This is a genomic window from Sporomusa acidovorans, assembly GCF_900101845.1.
Lineage (GTDB): Bacteria > Bacillota > Negativicutes > Sporomusales > Sporomusaceae > Sporomusa > Sporomusa acidovorans.
Window position 1 is genome coordinate 3,292 of record NZ_FNAM01000037.1, and the last position, 16,107, is coordinate 19,398.

A 16,107-nucleotide genomic window follows, 5' to 3' on the forward strand; every position below is an offset into this window, starting at 1 on the left:
TTACTCTGACGCCTAAAAATAATGTAACACAAGTAAATCGTGTTACTTTGTTACTCATTTAAATACCTATTATCTTACGCACTGTTTTAAACAAACCGCGTTTAAATTAATACTTAGAAATTATCAAGTAAACAGAAAAACCGCGTAGAACGTTATAATCCACGCACTATAGTAAAAAAGCATAGGCCTCAACACTCTTTGCCGGCTTTTATTGGATTAGATCCCTGGCTGGACGAAAGCACATGCCGCGCTAACGTTAATGCTTTTGATTAATAATGTTTATTATATTATTTTCATAATACTGGACTGGTATGCGTAAAATCTTGATAAAAGAGAAGACAAAGGGATGGTGGTTCTGTCTCTAAGACATTGCCTCCGTCCCCTTGTCTTCTCGTCTTTTCCACGAAAGAATAATAAATTAACCTGCTTTCACCTTCATTTCATAGCACGGTGCATCAAATAATTGTACGATAGAATTTGCCAGCCAATCAGTCCTAAGATTACTGACGAACTGGAAATAGGCAATGCCGTGTAAGAGACGATATCCTCCGTATTCGCATCACTTTGGGAACTGTGGGATTGTGGGCTATTTGACAAATCCAACTGAAAACCCAGTGACAGCACCTTGTCTTTTCCGTCAATAGCTTGTTCCGGCGGTACACGATAAACAGAAACTTGAAAGCATGATAAACAGAATAGAAATATTAAAACCGCAAGCGTTGTCAACATGGTTGTTTTTGCCGCTTGCCCTGTCAAAATAAATTCACGTTCATCCCGCTCTTTAAGAAATGTAATTTTAGATAATATCTTTTCTCTAAATTCTGCCGACAGCATAAGTCTAACACTTAGATAGAGAGAAATAAGCATCCAAGAACCAAAGACCGCACACCCGCCAAAATCATACCAGACTTTCGCATATACATTTGTTTGTGCAGCCTTTTGCAAGTCAAAAATAAACAGAAAAATAAAATAAAACATTAGTACCGGTAACTCAAATAAAAAAACCTTTAACAAAAATTCGTCAAACTTTCTCATTCTGCTCCTCCTCAACCGAAAAAATCGTATTAATATCTGTTTTAAAATATCGCGCTATACGAAAAGCCAGCTCTAGAGATGGATTATAGCCCCCCCCTTCGATTGCCACAATAGTCGCTCTTGTTACGCCAATTGCTTTTGCCAACTGTTCTTGGGTCAGTCTATGTTCGGCCCGAAAAACATGCAGGCGATTGCTGATTGTAAGCTGTACTGATGATTTAGTCATTTATTACTCCCTTCCACAATCTTCTATAAACAATGTATAATTAATTATTCTAAATGTCAAGTTTATTTTACTTTTAATTTATATTATTTTTTACCAATCTCGCCCCTTAAGGTGCGAGAGAGCTTGGACTCAGTTTAGGCTAGATAAAATATCTAACTATCCATAAAAGGAGGAACTGGCGCATTCTATAGAGAATAAAAAATGTAATTTATTAACTTTTAACAGAGGAGCTTATGGATTATATATATTTATCCGTCATGGGTTCATTGATTGGAACGCTTGCGATAGTTCTGATTTCCATATATCTATATGTATTGTACCGTGTTCGCTATATGGGTATATGGGCCATAAGTTGGCTTGTCCTTCTCTTTAGGTCGGCTATTTTTGATTCAGGATTATTTTCCTGGAAAGAACCCGAATCCGTCTTAGGTTTGACATTATATCAATTGTTGACTTTCATCTTTGTCCTGCTGATTGTTTGGAGCACTTATAGCTTTATAAAAAAGCCGCTTAGTAAATGGTGGATATATGGCACTGTCATCAGTTTCATTTTAAGTATTACCTTGAATATTCAATGTTTCTCCTTACTGTATAAATTATTACTACCCATCTATTCCGGCTGTTTTGCATTCATATGGGTTGGCTTCCTTTTTATACGTCATTCTGAATCACCTATCTTCGGCCGCTTGGTTACCGGTTGTGCTTATATTCTAGTGAGTCTTATCAACTTTTCAGCGCCTTTTATAATGTATGGCTCGTGGATGCTTCCATGGGGATACGCTTTTGGTGGAATATTGCGGTTAGTTATTGCTATTGGCACTTTAATACTATATTTCGAAAAAACCAGAACCGATTTATCCAATAGAGAATTTCAATATAAATTATTAACAGAAAACGCCATTGACGTAATCTACTATTATCGCCTCCCCCCTGAAGCCACAATTGAATATGTAAGTCCCTCCGCTCTGTTGGTTACCGGTTATGCCCCCGAAGAGTATTATGCTGATAATAACTTAATCTTCAAATTGATTCATCCTGACGACAAATCCCTGCTTGACGACTTCATCAATAATCTGCCATGCTCTTTGGAAACGCCGCTGACCCTACGCTTATTCCGCAAAGACAAAGCCACCCTCTGGGTCGAACAAAAATGTGTCCCTATTCACAATGAAAAAGGGCAGCTCGTGGCACTCGAAGGCATTATTCGTGATATTACGCAACGAAAAAAGCTGGAACAAATGGCCTCAACATTTGACAGGATGAATATGGTAGGCAGCATGGCGGCAACTGTCGCTCACGAAATCAGAAATCCCATGACTACTGTGCGCGGCTACCTGCAGGTACTGGGACGAAAAGAAAAATATCAACCGGATAAAGAAAAATTTACACTAATGATTGAAGAAATAGACAGAGCCAATAATATTATCCGCGAGTATCTTTCTTTATCCCACGAAAAATTAGTTAGTTTAAAGAAATGCTCTCTAAATTATATCATTGAGGCCTTATTCCCTTTGATCCAAGCGGACGCTAATTCTTCCAAAGTATATGCCTCGCTTAACCTTAGCGATATTCCCGAATTGTTGCTGGACGAAAATGAGGTTCGTCAACTGTTGCTGAATTTAGTCCGTAATGGCATTGAGGCAATGCCAACAGGCGGAAATCTGGTTATTCGTACTTTCCGTGGAGACAACAAAATTGTTTTATCTATCAGCGACCAGGGTTCGGGCATACCGCTCCATATCTTGGATCATTTGGGTACACCATTTTTTACCACAAAAGATACAGGCACCGGCTTAGGTCTTCCAATTTGTTACCAAATAGCCCACCGTCATAATGCCAGTATTAAGATTGATACCAGCACTACAGGAACTACATTTTTCGTGTATTTTAGTCCGCCAGTCCTATAAAAACCCTAAATGATCTCAGCCCTTTTTCGGTGAGCAAATCACTGAAAAGGGGCTTTTTTACATCTTAATATTGTACACATTTCAACATTATTTTCCATCTCTTTACACTATTACAGGAAATTGTATTCTTTTCTCCGTAACCCCTATTAGGGGGGTGAGCGTTATGACGACATAACTTTTTAAAAAAGTCTATTCGTTAATAACTATTATGAAGGAGAGAAGAACATGATAATCAATAATGAAAAAACAAATTCCTGCGTAACAGTAACTCCAGAAAATTCAATTAAAATTTGCGTAGCTAAAGCCCTGGAAGAAAAGAAAGAAGTATACCGCTTCCGCTATCAGATCTATGTAGAAGAAATGTCTAGGCATTTTGAAGAGGTAGACTACAATAATAAGCTAATATATGATAAATTAGACGAATGGGCAGTGCTGTTATATGCCAAAGTTGGTTCAGAGATAATTGCCACTTATCGAATCAATATCGGTACCATTGCAGACTTTCCCCAAAGAGTAATAGAATTTTTAGCTCTGGATACATTTAACAATGGCGTTATTGAACATGGCGATCATAAATTTGCCTTTGCTACAAAAGTAATGGTCACTCCCGCTTATCGAAGCTCGCCAGCGTTCTATCGGCTTATGACAAAATGCTATGAAATTTGTTGTTATGAACAAGCCCAATTTCTCTTTGGTATCTGCAACTTTCATTTGCTTCCTCTCTATGAACAACTAGGTTGCCGCAGATACTACAAAAACTTTTTTTATCATGGTCACGGCTTAGCGACCCCTATTGTTATGCTTATAGATGACGTTCAGCATTTCCGCAAAGTACGTTCACCGCTTTTTCGCATAGCACGGAAAAGACAATCATTAAATACCAACGTAGTTGAATGGTTTGATAGCGTTTTCACCAATAATTCATCCATTATTAATAGTCAAATTATCACAGAAGAAGAATTATGGAATCTTTTAGGCAAACACTTAACTTGTCCGCCAACTGAATGCATAACGTTACTGCATGGCTTATCAGAAATGGAAGCGAAAAAATTCCTTCATAGCTGCGGGATTGTTGTCCACTGTGATGCAGGCGATAGGATTACGTTTCAAGGTGATGTAAGTTATACTTATAATCTATTAATTTCCGGCAAATTAAAATCATTAACCTTCCAGCGCCCAATCAAGGAATACACCGTACCCGGTCAACACTTTGGAGCAAACGGATTAACGGAGAGCAATACACAAACGGAAGATATTATTGCCGTTACTTTTGCAGAAATCTTAGTATTATCCGGCACTACTTTTCAAAAATTCTATCGCTCCCAACCGGAAATTGCCCACAAGATCGTCCAAAACATTATCCATACAAAGAAAAAACTAGCTAACATTAGAAAAATTTAATCCAAAATGTTTTCAGCTTAATAGACTAACAATCGTCGTTATACTTGCACAGTGTAATAACGGTTACAGTTAATTTGCAATGGCAAAAACCATAAAAAAGCACTGTTTCTTCACGGAAACAGTGCTTTTTGTCTTTTAAAATTTTACTGATCAAAAATTAGTCACAAACCCAACTGAAATTCCGCGGGAATCATACCCGGGATTATGCGTTCTAAAGCCATTAGAAACATGCATTAGCTTATACCCGACATTGATTGAAGAGTTTTCGTTAAATCGATAAATGACTTGAGGACCGATCCGCCACATGAAATTATAATATCTTCCTCCAGCGGGAAATACTTTGTCATAAAGCATAACTCCCCCGCTCATATCGAAGGCTACGGATAACTTGTCAGAAAGATATTTTTCATTACGGATCATGTAGGTAGGCCCGACGCCGACTGCGGAGCTCTCCCGAATCTTTTGGTTAAGAGTTATCTCCCCGTACGGCCGAGTAATGGTAATCCCTCTATATACAGATCTATTTTTAGTTCCAGAAATTTTCTTAAGTATATGTAACGATACCGTATCAATATCGCGGTCAATCCCGTGTGAAGTTAAGAAGTCCCACTCCAGTTCCGTTTTGGAAGCGGCCGCATAGCAATAGGAACTACCCGGCAGGAAACTTAGCAAAAAATTGATGGCGATTGCTAAACAAATTAATCTACGCACAATAATGACACTCCCCGTATGACTTTTTCTATATTGCTGACCCTACGTCTTTGCAAAAATAACCATAGTTTCCTTAACAAAGGAAAAACATAATTAATATTCGATATCCTGCGTTATTTCCCTGCTTAAAATACCCAAGTAGTAAAAAATTTTCCAATATCCCTATGCGGACCTACAGTCCATAAACATCAGCCATATAGATTTGTTTCGTTATTTTGGAGGAATACCCAGAATTTTGTCGAAATAGTAATTATATCTGTATAATTCTAAACATTCTTAACTTGCAAGTACTTTTTTCTGTATTAAAAAGGGAGGAAGCAGTTCATGAGCATCAAATGGAAGCTGTTTATTTTATTTGCTTTTTCCGGAATAGTAACCAATCTGGCGGCGACGGCGCTAATGTCCCAATTGTTTAAAACAAATTACAGTACCGTAGCAGTGTTAGCAGTCAATCTATTCAATGCGGGAATTGTTTTGTATTTGGTTCTAAAATTTGCGCGGCCACTTGGCCTACAGGCGAATAACGATAGTGAAGCCCTAAACATAAAAGCATTATCCGCCAGTACAAAGGCTGCCAACCCGCAGGATCATACAGCCGCCTTGTATTCCGGTGCAGAGAAATTATCAACAGCCAGTGTGGGGCTTGCCTCACTCATGTACGAAGCCAAGCAGTTTGTTAATCTTATTGCCCAAAATATATCTGAAATTGCCGGCGGTTCGGATGAAGTCGGTAAAATGACAATAGCGGCGGCAGAACAAACCGATAAAGTCTCGACATTGGCACAAACTACGGCCGATAGGATGAAATTACTTGCAGACAGTGCCGAATCGATCATCAAAGCTTCGAATGCAGGGCAGATGGCTATTGACTCGGCCGCTAAAACAATTAACGAGATTGCTGCCGAAGCCCACAGTAATGTTGGTCTGGTTGAAAATTTTGCGCAAAAGTCGCATGAAATTAAAGATATAGTCGCCATGATTGCAACGATTACCAGCCAAACAAATCTATTGGCCTTGAATGCGGCTATTGAGGCGGCGCGAGCCGGGGAACATGGCAGAGGGTTTGCCGTAGTAGCTGAGGAAGTTCGAAAGTTAGCCGAGCAATCGCAGGAATTTGCCAGCCAAATTGGCACGGTAATTGAGCAAATGCAAGCGGATATGGATAAGGTGGTAGCTGCTTTTCGCGATACTACCGAGGGAATGTCAACAGGGGTAGAAGCCATAACGCAGGCTAATAACAGTTTTACTAAAATTACAAGCGAAATAGAAATAACCCGCAGCGGTATTCATGATGTAGCCAAATTTGCGGAAGATCAGTCCAAGTCCACCATTGCCCTAAGAGATGCCGTACATCACGTTGCGGCAGTTACCGAGCAATCGCTGGCAGCAACCGAAACAACGGCCGCTAATACGCAGCAGGTTAACCACTCTATTGAAGACATCGCGGGGAAATCACGCTCGCTAGCCAGAACGGCGGGAGAATTACATCAGGCAATCATAAGGCTCAACTTATCAAAGAAAAAAGTTATTATGGTTGCCATTGGCCAGTCAGAAACTTCCGCAATTTATAACGGAATAAAAAAATTCTCCGAGACAATCACTGCCAAGACCCAGGGAGCTTGGGAAGTTAAAATATTCCCTAATAATCAATTGGGAGACGATACCGAAGTATTGGATAAATTGAGAAACGGTATTGTGGAGATGACGCTTATGGCCTCATCTCAGATGGGATCAATTGTGCAGGAAATGAAGGTATTTGATTTTCCGTTTACTTTCAAGGATGAGAATACTGTTGATCGCATACTCGCAAGCTCATTTGGCACCAAAATTCTGGCAGCCTTGGATACATACGGTCTGCATGGTTTGGCATTTGTCGATCAGGGATTCCGCAATTTGACTAATTCCCGGCATCCGATCACTTGTCTGGACGATTTTAAGGGACTTACGCTGCGCACGATGAATAATCCTATCCATATCGAGGCATTTAAGCTACTTGGCGCTACGCCTAAGCCATTAGAATTCAGCAAATTATACTCAGAGTTAAGTCAACAGACAATTGACGGGCAAGAGAACCCTCTTTCCATCATTTACGCTTCCCAGTTGTATGAAGTACAGAAATACTTAACGCTGTCACAACATCTTTACAGTCCGTTTGTCATGCTATATTCCAAGGCCTTGTGGGACACTTTGCCGGCAGCGGATCGAGTGCTGATCGAACAAGCGGCTCAGGAAAGCGCCAAATATACCACAGCCGTGACACGCAAACAAACGGCAAAATTAATCACCGACCTGGAGGGTAAGGGCATGCTTATTAATAAAATAGCTGACTCTGACCTTAAAATACTCCGGGATGCCATCCAGCCTGTTTTCGGGGAATTCAAGGGGCAAATTGACGCTACGTTAATGAATGAACTGCAGGATATGCTAAAACGACTCTAAGTGGGATTGAGTCGTTAAAAATGAAAGGAACCAACAGATCAACCGAACTATCCTGATGGACAGGGAGCCATTCCGAAATGGTAAAGTTTCGGCATGGTTCCTTGTTATTTAAGTTCTCAATTCATAATAATATCTGCCAGTTTACGTTTGGGAACATGATGTATTTGCTGTTCATCACGCCAATACTTAATATCTCCGTCCAAGTCAATCTCTTCCATTACGACAGTTTCTTGGGGCTTACCCAAAGCAATAACAAGAAGAACCTCATAGTTTTCCGGTATTTGCAGGGCTTCCCGTATTACGGCCTGATCAAAATTTCCTATCATACAGCCTCCCAGCCCTAGTTCAACTGCTCCCAGCAAAATACTTTGCGCTGCTATACCGTAGTCTACAGTATGCACTTTGTTAACCTGTTCTTCCCTTACAATAGCAATATAGCCTGAGGGACGCTCTCCTTCTTGGGGCCCATCCCAGTCTTTTAGATAGCCGGCCCATCGTAAACCCGGATATACTTTCTGATTCAGCTGCTTATCACAGGCAATATAGTAACGCAGCATTTGCCGGTTAGCTCCGCAAGGAGATAAGCGGGCATAATTAATAAGTTTGACTAATGTTTCCCGGCAAAGCTCTTCATTTTCGAAAAACCGTCGATAACTCCGGTTCTTCTTAACTAAGTTTTCAAACATGGCTCTTCCCTCGCTTTCTGTAACTCGCGTTTTATCGGTTATTTCTCAATAGTCAAAAAGTCCCAAAAAAGTAGGCCTAAATGCCCAATTCATTCTTGACATTTTCTTGGAAGATATGTTCTAATATATAAGGTATCCTTTCATCATAACAAGGTTCCATTACTAAAGCTATTTCAAAAAGCACGCATGATATATATTGATTGCTAGGCTGCCGTTTATTATTTTACAAATTATGCAATCAGGCTTTGGCCTGCTTTTTTTTATACATAAGTGCGTTTAACAGGCTGTCTCCCCTTTTGAGGACAGGGTCTACATGCTCTTACTGATAGTAGTGCGATTAGCTTCAACTGATTTGTCTACACTTAGACTAACTATATTATATTTTAGCGAAAAAGGAGGCAAAAGTCATGAGCAATCCTACGGAAAGCAGTAAAAAAGTAGAAATAAGCATGCGCTTATCCGAATTCGAAATTCCTCCCATGCAGGACGTATTAATCATCGGCAAAAAAGCACCCATTGGTCCGGAGGCAGCTAAAAGAATGGTGAATATTGTGTCGCCTGATCAATACGAAATAAAAAAAATAGAGCACCCGGCTATTGAAGCGATTGTCATCAGAAAGTCCCTGCTCAATATGTTGCCTCAAGATAAATTAGTATCGCTAGTGTTAGAAGAAGGAGAAAAAATTGCTAACGAGACAATGATCATCAAGGTACAGCTTAACCTTACGATCATTGTTAGCAAGTCAATCGAAATATGATGCGCTATGTACATGACATAATGATAAAAAAATATGTTGTCGTCAATGCGGTTGACGGTCTGCGCCATATTCAAAGTCTTGTTTTGGAAAACAACTGCGAAGGCTTTCCGGTAATGGAAGACAACCAAATTATCGGGATATTAACGTATAAAGATTTACTGCAGTCACATCCCAACAGAATTGCCGCCGACGCTATGTCTGATCATATTGTCTATATCGATGCTCATTCATCCATCTGGAAAGCCAAAGAAGTTTTTGATGCCAACCATACTGACCTGTTATTAGTCCTGGATAATAAGGAGCTTGTAGGCATTATTACAAAATCGCTTTTAGAGGCTGAATTGGGAAAACATATTGACCTCTTAACAGAACTCCCCAAAAGTGATTTCATCTACTATAACGCGGTGCGCTTTATCGAAAGTAATCAGGAATTATCCTTTGTATTTTTTGATGTGAATAACTTTGGTCTCATCGATAAAGAATACGGTCATATCACTGGCGACATCATATTAAAAGAGCTAGGAACGCTCTTTAAAACCAACCTGCCCGAACAAACATACGTCTCCAGATTCGGCGGCGATGAATTTTTAGTGCTTACCCCGTATTATATTGACAAATGCTATACGTTTACGCAAAATCTATTGAAAATCATTTCCCGCTATAAATTTCATAAAAACATACCTGTTTCCGTATCGGCGGGTATCGCCGAGAGAAAGGCTATGCAGGAAAACTCACAGAACACCCTCCGCACGATTTCTAATCTGATCAATCTTGCCAGCTTGGCTTCCACAAAAGCAAAAAAAGAGAAATGTGACTTATGTATAGCAACCAACTATGCTTCCCGTACTTTTGCCGGTTAACCCCCCGAAACCTATTTTTCAAAGTCGTCATATTTGCCAATATTCCAAAGCGGACTTTTGGTAGCTAAAAAAATTTTATGCCGGTAACCGTCCTGCAGGGCTTTGCCAGTAATTATTTCACTATCTTTGTAGACATAGGCGGTATCAAAATAATTTACGCCATGATCAATCGCATACCGGACCATGCTAATCGCATCTGTTTCACTTGTTGGAAAACGCATACAACCAAGCCCAAACCTTGATACTTTAAGTCCGGTTTTTCCCAACTATATATATTCCAAAATGTTTCACTCCCTTTGCATTTCTGTTTACAATAAGACCTGACGGTTTGCATCCATAATTTCCGTTAATGTTACGTTTCTATTCCTAAATCTTAAGCTACTTCGCTCCGATTTCAGATGCAGTGCATTTTGCGGACAATGGTGTATGCATGCATAGCAGCCTTCGCATATATGCAAAAATTCAGGTTTCCCGTTACATTTAATATTTCCTTTTGGGCATACCTGTTCGCAGACTCTACATTGGTTACAATTGTCTTGCACCACAAAACCTTGATCGCCATGATCTAATTGTTTTTTTGCGAAAAAATGATGAATTAGCTTAGAAAAGAATACCGAGCCCCCCCTTTTTCTGATGACCCTTTTTTCTCGGCTATTAATCTCACCGACTATTCGGTCCAGTTGTTCTTCAATTTTTTTGGCGTCTTCTTTTGCTAGCTGGTCTTCCATCCTAAACAGGGGCAAATAATTATCAATCATAAGTATCTCATTGATATAGTGAAATTGGATGCCAGCCTCCTTCCCGACATTTTCCAAGTGTCTCAGGCCGGCTGCCGCCATATTGCCATAGGTCATAACGGCAAAGAAGTATGTGGCCCTAAAATTCGACTTCCTGATAAAGTCTAGTACAATTCTTGGCAATCCAAAACCATAGCAGGGAAATACAAAGCCAATCGCTTCATCTTCAAAGTCATTCTTTCCTTCCTTCAGCATCTGAGGTATCGAATATCGCTCTCCTGCGATTCTTTTGGCAACATATAAACTGTTGCCTGTAGCGGTAAAATAAAAAATTTTCACTGTTTTTCTCCTCTTGCTATTATTGGGGATTATAGAAAATGTGCTGTCTCCAGAGAGGATTGCCCAAGCGCTGCTTACTTTAACATTTTTATAACTATCGAATTTTTAGGGCTATTTTCATTTATTTTACGTATTTATGCTGTAGTGATAACATCCGGCAAACTTCCTCAACCAATTCTTCATTCACGTTACAAATTAGATATTTTCCTTTCTTCTCGGTGCTGATTAAACCGGCATTTGCCAATTCTTTAATATGATGCGAAATTGTAGGAGCCCCGATCTTCAAAGAATCAATGATATCTGTTACAAAGCAGTCGCACCCAGCTTCAAAGCTTGCTTCATGCGCTTTGGCAATCTTCAAGTATAATTCCAGTCTGTTGGGGTGCGAAAGGGCCTTGAATATCTTTGCCATTTCTTTTGTGTTCATTTTTCAATCCTTCTTAACGCCAGCTAAAATCAATTCGATATTTATCGAATTGATTTTAGCTTATTTTTAGCTTCCAGTCAATAGCGATTAGTCTTGCTTTTTTTTGTACCATAAATAGCCTCCATAAGCAGCTATGGAAATGATGATCAATATCGACAACCGCATTGTATGTTCCCGGTAGGATGCCAGGTCATGCCCCAGTGTAACTTCAATCCAAGCAGACGGCAACTTACCGATAAAAGTCGCCAAAATATAGTCTTTCCAGGTAATGTTGCTGACTGCTCCTAATGCGGTAATAAGCCCTGAGGGAATAAAGGGAATGCTACGGGCAATCAACATAATCTGAAAACCCTTTTTACCGCTAAAATCATTTATTTTTTGCAGCGCGTTACTACGTTCGATAACATGGTGGGCATAATCCTGAAAGAAATAGCGCATAAATGCAAAACTAATAATCACGCCTACAGACTCCGCTACCCAGGAAATCAGTGTGCCTTCCACGATACCGAAGATAATGCCGTTAGCCGCTAAAATGAAAATATTCGGCAAAACGGCAACCGTATTAATAAATACAACAATGCCAAAACTCACTAAGGCTGCATAAGGCCCGTAGGAGCGAATATAATCAATACAAGCCGTTATGTCTCCCTTAACAAGCAACTGAATCATTTTGCGCAAAGGTTCCGGATTCGTTCCATAGATCAGCAAAATACATGCCGCCAATATTGCCAATACAACTACCCGTTTTTTTGTTTGATTCATTCTAATACCAAACCTCATTATCTAATGATTTTTATTAAACGATTCCTACGCTAATAGGATCTTACCTTTAACTTATATTATTAAACATAATCACAATAATCCCTGCCGCTATTAAGTTGTTAATTCGCCGCTTTTAAGTACTACAATGAGGCAAAAATGTTTTTAATGTATACAGTATACTTATTGCGAATAAAAGGAAAATTCTTAATGGCAAAGAATAGAATTTATTAAAATAATGTAACGGGGGGTTTTACAAATGGCAGATACCTTGTACAAATGTGAAGACTGTGGGTATATTCACGAGGTAGAGGGCGGTAAAAAACCGGATGTCTGCGAAAAATGTGGAAGCTCTAAAATTATTTCAATAGGTCAGGAAACAGGTCAATTTGGCTGTGTTGGCAAATAAATAGCATTAAACATAACCTAAACCCTTTGCTTAGCCGCAAAGGGTTTATTTTTTTTGCAAAAGGTTTATTTACTGTTGGCACTATATGGCATTATATACCAGATAACAGGCTGACCCCCAAATGAACACCGCCGATAACTTATTTAACCATGTAAGTCCCTCTGTAAATTTATTTTCTTTGCTTATCAGCCGCGCTGTCGCCGCAAGGGAAAAAAACCATAACCATGAAACAAGAATACAGGCTATGGTAAATAAAATTTTTTCCATCCCCGCATAATTAGCTGAGCTAGTACCGATTACGCCAACCGTGTCTAATATCGCATGCGGATTAAATAGGGAAACCGTAGTCGCAAAGACAACCTGCTGCTTTAAGGAAAAACTTTTTTTAGCCTCCGGTCCATTGTGCTCACTTACATGATTCCAGGTAAGCCACCCCATATAAAGTAAGAAAACTACTCCCACCCCTATCAGGGCCATTTTAAATGCCGCAAACTTAATTAAAAACAAAGAAACCCCGTTTACGGCTACAAGGATCAAAAGTGTGTCACAAACAGAAGCGGCAACAACAGCCGGCAAGGCCTTAAGGAAGGTTGGCTGAGTTGCTCCCTGATTAAAAACAAATAAATTTTGCACTCCCAAAGGTAGTATTAAGCCGATGGCTAAAAAAAATCCGTGCAGAAATGATTGCATATAAATTATCTCCCTATCATGTTTTTTACCATTATAGAAAGATTTTCCGGCAGTGTCTCCAGCCAATTGGATTGGTATTATTCAGCCAATTTGTTATACTATAAGAAACTCTTTCGTAGATTATATATATATTCCGCATTAAAGAATACTGCCGGCGCAGGCGGGCGGTGCATTAGCACGTTGTATATAGAAAAAATATTTTCGGAGGAATAGGCGGATGTTTTCCATAGACTGGCGGCCCAACAAGAAAGACCGCATGCCCTTACATATACAAATTATGGAATATATAAAAAGCAAAATTTATTCCGGCGACTGGCCGGTAAATACCAAACTGCCTCCGCAACGGGAACTTGCCCATATTTTTCATGTTAACAGAAGTACGCTCGCAACAGCGCTTGCCGAACTAATTGCCGATGGGCTGCTGAAAAGCAAAATAGGCAGCGGTATATGGGTAGCAAATAATACCTGGTCGGTATTGGCTTCCCCCAAACAAGTGGATTGGAATCACTATGTTGACTCCGGCATCTGCCTGCCCAATTTTCCCGCCATTCAGGAAATTAACCGTTCTGAATTCAACCCGGCTAATATTCGTTTAGGTACGGGTGAACTCTCCCCGGACCTGATCCCTTCTGCCGAATTAAAATCGATAATAAGCAAAATACCTGACAAAATACAATCCTTTGGCTATGAAGAGGCTAAAGGCCTACTCTATCTACGCCAACAAATAAGTCAATATGTACGAGACTTGGGAATCAACGCTTCACCGGCATCTATTTTGATCGTATCCGGGGCATTGCAAGCTCTCCAGCTTATCTGTTTTGGGCTGTTGCCTAAAGGCGCCAATATTTTTTTGGAAAAGCCCTCCTACCTTTCGTCGCTCAAGTTATTTCAATCCATGAGTATGCAATTTCATGGAATCCCCATGGATAACGAAGGAATTGAGCCGGCTCCGATTCGCTATCAAAACAAGCGGCAAAGTACTTCCCTTTTATATACCATTCCCTGTTTTCATAATCCTACCGGCATACTGATGACCAAACAACGCCGCCAGGATGTGCTGGCACTAAGTCAACAAGAACTGCTGCCCATAATCGAGGATGATGTTTATCGCGAACTTTGGATCGATGCGCCACCGCCAGCTCCGCTAAAGGCACGTGATCAGGATGGGCGTGTAATCTATATTGGCAGCTTATCCAAATCTTTAAGTCCCGGACTTAGAATCGGCTGGATTATCGGTCCCGAACCAGTGATAGAACGATTAGCAGATATAAAAATGCAAAACGACTATGGTTCCAGTTCTTTGTCGCAATGGGCCGCAGCGGAGTGGCTTGCCAGTGGATTACACCAAAACCAGCTCCGAAAAGTACGGGCAGAATTAAGGATTCGCCGCGATTTTGCACTCGAAGCCTTAAACATGTACTTTTCAGATATAGCCACCTGGACGATTCCCCAAGGAGGCTTTTATATCTGGCTGAAACTAATTCATCCGGTCTCTATGCAAAAATTGTTCAAAACCGCATTGGACAATGGGCTCTTAATTAACCCCGGCAATATTTATGACGCCCTTGCCAATCACCATCTCCGCCTATCTTACTCTTATGCGGCGCTGCCTGACATGAAACAGGGATTATCCCGTCTTGCAACCATTATCCACAAACTGGAACATGCTTAATTGTCATCTGCGGAGTGCATTGTACAGCTTTGCCGATACATTGGCGATAAAGTCACTGGAATAACTATGATCCGGCGTACGGGTGTAAAAACTGATTAAAATCGGGTCATGCCCATCCTGAATGACCCCCACATCGCAAAGCACATCATCCAACTCACCGACTTTATGAAATACCGGCACTTGCATATAGCGGGGAATTTCATCATTGTAGATGGTATTGGCCAGATCATCTTTTAAGCGCAGCACATGTTTTTTTTCAATATATTTTTCCTTGTAAATAGACTCCAGCACTTTTGACATTTCATAAGGCGTTGTCACGCTATGGTAATTGTATTTTTTATACGCCTGCTCATTATGGATTGCCGTTTTTTTCAGACGTAAATCCCGCTCAACTTCTTCAAATTCTTCTTTCTTGGTTGCATCCAATTCATTCAATAATTCATCGAAAGTATTATTATCGCTCACTTTTATCATCAGATCAACGTCTTGATTATACTCTGCCTGCTTGTCAGACGATGCTTTGGGATACAAGAATTTATATGTAGCCAAGGCCACAATCAGCTTGCTTGTGGAGGCAGTAGGAAAAACCGTATCCTGGTTATATTTTATGGTTTTCCCTGTTTTTAAATTTTTAGCAAATACGCCAACTTGCCCGTTAAATTGTTTTAAATCATTCGTGATTTCTTTTTCCAATGCCGATGAGGCGCTGGCAGTTACGCCTGAAAAAGCAAAAATACAGGCAATGCATAGCGGAATAAGTTTTTTTAACATAGAACTCCTCTTTCCTATAGCTTTTTTCATAAGGTTACAAAACAGGTATGAATTTCCTCTTATAATATACATGGTAAATGTGCCAAAAATATGACAAGGAAAATTTTTGTAATATAAGACAAGGATAACCCTTAGCCAGCCAACGCAATTGGGTTATCCTTATTTTTATTCTCTATTCAAATAAACTCAGTAGTTAAACGGCCAAGCGATTGATATAAATAAACTAATTTTCCGAAAATTTATCCATACTTGACTTTAATTTACAATAATACTATACTAG

The 16,107-nt window shown here is 39.9% G+C and carries 17 protein-coding genes; 7 read left to right on the plus strand and 10 right to left on the minus strand.

Going from position 1 to position 16,107, the window contains the following annotated elements; all coding sequences use genetic code 11:
* Window positions 1-435: 435 nt before the first annotated feature.
* Window positions 436-1,035: a hypothetical protein gene (locus BLR65_RS20715; protein WP_093796088.1), complete on the minus strand. Its 600-nt coding sequence runs from the start codon at window positions 1,033-1,035 to the stop codon at window positions 436-438.
* Window positions 1,022-1,261: a helix-turn-helix transcriptional regulator gene (locus tag BLR65_RS20720; RefSeq protein ID WP_093796089.1), complete on the minus strand. Its 240-nt coding sequence runs from the start codon at window positions 1,259-1,261 to the stop codon at window positions 1,022-1,024. The genes BLR65_RS20715 and BLR65_RS20720 overlap by 14 nt, the downstream gene beginning before the upstream one ends.
* 761 nt (window positions 1,262-2,022) lie before the next feature.
* On the opposite strand from BLR65_RS20720, the gene BLR65_RS20725 reads away from it, so the two are divergent.
* Both BLR65_RS20725 and BLR65_RS20730 read left to right on the plus strand, forming a co-directional pair.
* A complete protein-coding gene (locus tag BLR65_RS20725; RefSeq protein WP_245692956.1) occupies window positions 2,023-3,168 on the plus strand; it encodes an ATP-binding protein in 1,146 nt (381 codons plus the stop codon).
* Window positions 3,169-3,393: 225 nt separating this feature from the next.
* Entirely contained in the window at window positions 3,394-4,569 is a 1,176-nt protein-coding gene (locus BLR65_RS20730) for a GNAT family N-acyltransferase (RefSeq protein ID WP_093796091.1), read from the plus strand.
* A gap of 150 nt (window positions 4,570-4,719) precedes the next feature.
* On the opposite strand, the gene BLR65_RS20735 is transcribed toward BLR65_RS20730, so the two are convergent.
* Window positions 4,720-5,280 (minus strand): acyloxyacyl hydrolase, encoded by a 561-nt coding sequence (locus BLR65_RS20735; protein ID WP_093796092.1) that lies wholly within the window; start codon window positions 5,278-5,280, stop codon window positions 4,720-4,722.
* A 324-nt stretch (window positions 5,281-5,604) separates the two neighbouring features.
* Here BLR65_RS20735 and BLR65_RS20740 point away from each other — a divergent pair, with 324 nt between their 5' ends.
* Window positions 5,605-7,719, plus strand: a complete 2,115-nt coding sequence (locus BLR65_RS20740; RefSeq protein WP_093796093.1) for a DctP family TRAP transporter solute-binding subunit — start codon at window positions 5,605-5,607, stop codon at window positions 7,717-7,719.
* A gap of 116 nt (window positions 7,720-7,835) precedes the next feature.
* On the opposite strand, the gene BLR65_RS20745 is transcribed toward BLR65_RS20740, so the two are convergent.
* A complete protein-coding gene (locus BLR65_RS20745) occupies window positions 7,836-8,405 on the minus strand; it encodes a nitroreductase family protein (RefSeq protein ID WP_093796094.1) in 570 nt (189 codons plus the stop codon).
* Between the two features lie 407 nt (window positions 8,406-8,812).
* Here BLR65_RS20745 and BLR65_RS20750 point away from each other — a divergent pair, with 407 nt between their 5' ends.
* Both BLR65_RS20750 and BLR65_RS20755 read left to right on the plus strand, forming a co-directional pair.
* The gene (locus tag BLR65_RS20750; protein WP_093796095.1) at window positions 8,813-9,163 is read left to right on the plus strand and encodes a hypothetical protein; all 351 of its coding nucleotides are present in this window, start codon (window positions 8,813-8,815) and stop codon (window positions 9,161-9,163) included.
* A 20-nt stretch (window positions 9,164-9,183) separates the two neighbouring features.
* Window positions 9,184-10,023, plus strand: coding sequence for a diguanylate cyclase domain-containing protein (locus tag BLR65_RS20755; RefSeq protein WP_093796136.1), 840 nt, complete (start codon window positions 9,184-9,186; stop codon window positions 10,021-10,023).
* 11 nt (window positions 10,024-10,034) lie between these two features.
* Here the strand turns inward: BLR65_RS20755 and BLR65_RS20760 are convergent, their stop codons facing one another.
* The 4 genes from BLR65_RS20760 to BLR65_RS20775 form a co-directional block, all read right to left on the minus strand.
* Window positions 10,035-10,244 carry an aldo/keto reductase gene (locus BLR65_RS20760; RefSeq protein WP_218130653.1) on the minus strand — a complete coding sequence of 70 codons (210 nt, stop codon included), beginning with the start codon at window positions 10,242-10,244 and terminating at the stop codon, window positions 10,035-10,037.
* 87 nt (window positions 10,245-10,331) lie between these two features.
* A complete protein-coding gene (locus BLR65_RS20765; RefSeq protein ID WP_093796096.1) occupies window positions 10,332-11,099 on the minus strand; it encodes an EFR1 family ferrodoxin in 768 nt (255 codons plus the stop codon).
* Between the two features lie 121 nt (window positions 11,100-11,220).
* Window positions 11,221-11,526 (minus strand): ArsR/SmtB family transcription factor, encoded by a 306-nt coding sequence (locus BLR65_RS20770; protein WP_093796097.1) that lies wholly within the window; start codon window positions 11,524-11,526, stop codon window positions 11,221-11,223.
* A gap of 87 nt (window positions 11,527-11,613) precedes the next feature.
* Window positions 11,614-12,288, minus strand: a complete 675-nt coding sequence (locus BLR65_RS20775; protein ID WP_169716923.1) for a TVP38/TMEM64 family protein — start codon at window positions 12,286-12,288, stop codon at window positions 11,614-11,616.
* A gap of 256 nt (window positions 12,289-12,544) precedes the next feature.
* Between BLR65_RS20775 and BLR65_RS29965 the strand changes: the two genes are divergently transcribed.
* Entirely contained in the window at window positions 12,545-12,694 is a 150-nt protein-coding gene (locus BLR65_RS29965) for a hypothetical protein (RefSeq protein ID WP_169716922.1), read from the plus strand.
* 81 nt (window positions 12,695-12,775) lie between these two features.
* Here the strand turns inward: BLR65_RS29965 and BLR65_RS20780 are convergent, their stop codons facing one another.
* Entirely contained in the window at window positions 12,776-13,384 is a 609-nt protein-coding gene (locus tag BLR65_RS20780) for a LysE/ArgO family amino acid transporter (protein WP_093796099.1), read from the minus strand.
* Window positions 13,385-13,601: 217 nt separating this feature from the next.
* Between BLR65_RS20780 and BLR65_RS20790 the strand changes: the two genes are divergently transcribed.
* Entirely contained in the window at window positions 13,602-15,056 is a 1,455-nt protein-coding gene (locus tag BLR65_RS20790) for an aminotransferase-like domain-containing protein (protein ID WP_093796101.1), read from the plus strand.
* Window positions 15,057-15,059: 3 nt separating this feature from the next.
* Here BLR65_RS20790 and BLR65_RS20795 read toward each other — a convergent pair whose 3' ends face one another.
* On the minus strand, window positions 15,060-15,827 hold the full coding sequence (locus BLR65_RS20795; protein ID WP_093796102.1) for a serine hydrolase: 768 nt from the start codon (window positions 15,825-15,827) through the stop codon (window positions 15,060-15,062).
* Window positions 15,828-16,107: the final 280 nt, after the last annotated feature.

What these genes read in the sequence shown, in the direction of transcription:
- BLR65_RS20745 (WP_093796094.1), bottom strand. Translation starts at nt 8,405, where the DNA reads ATGTTTGAAAACTTAGTTAAGAAGAACCGGAGTTATCGACGGTTTTTC.
- BLR65_RS20740 (WP_093796093.1), top strand. Translation starts at nt 5,605, where the DNA reads ATGAGCATCAAATGGAAGCTGTTTATTTTATTTGCTTTTTCCGGAATA.
- BLR65_RS20720 (WP_093796089.1), bottom strand. Translation starts at nt 1,261, where the DNA reads ATGACTAAATCATCAGTACAGCTTACAATCAGCAATCGCCTGCATGTT.
- BLR65_RS20755 (WP_093796136.1), top strand. Translation starts at nt 9,184, where the DNA reads ATGATAAAAAAATATGTTGTCGTCAATGCGGTTGACGGTCTGCGCCAT.
- BLR65_RS29965 (WP_169716922.1), top strand. Translation starts at nt 12,545, where the DNA reads ATGGCAGATACCTTGTACAAATGTGAAGACTGTGGGTATATTCACGAG.
- BLR65_RS20775 (WP_169716923.1), bottom strand. Translation starts at nt 12,288, where the DNA reads ATGAATCAAACAAAAAAACGGGTAGTTGTATTGGCAATATTGGCGGCA.
- BLR65_RS20730 (WP_093796091.1), top strand. Translation starts at nt 3,394, where the DNA reads ATGATAATCAATAATGAAAAAACAAATTCCTGCGTAACAGTAACTCCA.
- BLR65_RS20725 (WP_245692956.1), top strand. Translation starts at nt 2,023, where the DNA reads ATGCTTCCATGGGGATACGCTTTTGGTGGAATATTGCGGTTAGTTATT.
- BLR65_RS20760 (WP_218130653.1), bottom strand. Translation starts at nt 10,244, where the DNA reads ATGCGTTTTCCAACAAGTGAAACAGATGCGATTAGCATGGTCCGGTAT.
- BLR65_RS20715 (WP_093796088.1), bottom strand. Translation starts at nt 1,035, where the DNA reads ATGAGAAAGTTTGACGAATTTTTGTTAAAGGTTTTTTTATTTGAGTTA.
- BLR65_RS20780 (WP_093796099.1), bottom strand. Translation starts at nt 13,384, where the DNA reads ATGCAATCATTTCTGCACGGATTTTTTTTAGCCATCGGCTTAATACTA.
- BLR65_RS20795 (WP_093796102.1), bottom strand. Translation starts at nt 15,827, where the DNA reads ATGTTAAAAAAACTTATTCCGCTATGCATTGCCTGTATTTTTGCTTTT.
- BLR65_RS20790 (WP_093796101.1), top strand. Translation starts at nt 13,602, where the DNA reads ATGTTTTCCATAGACTGGCGGCCCAACAAGAAAGACCGCATGCCCTTA.
- BLR65_RS20770 (WP_093796097.1), bottom strand. Translation starts at nt 11,526, where the DNA reads ATGAACACAAAAGAAATGGCAAAGATATTCAAGGCCCTTTCGCACCCC.
- BLR65_RS20750 (WP_093796095.1), top strand. Translation starts at nt 8,813, where the DNA reads ATGAGCAATCCTACGGAAAGCAGTAAAAAAGTAGAAATAAGCATGCGC.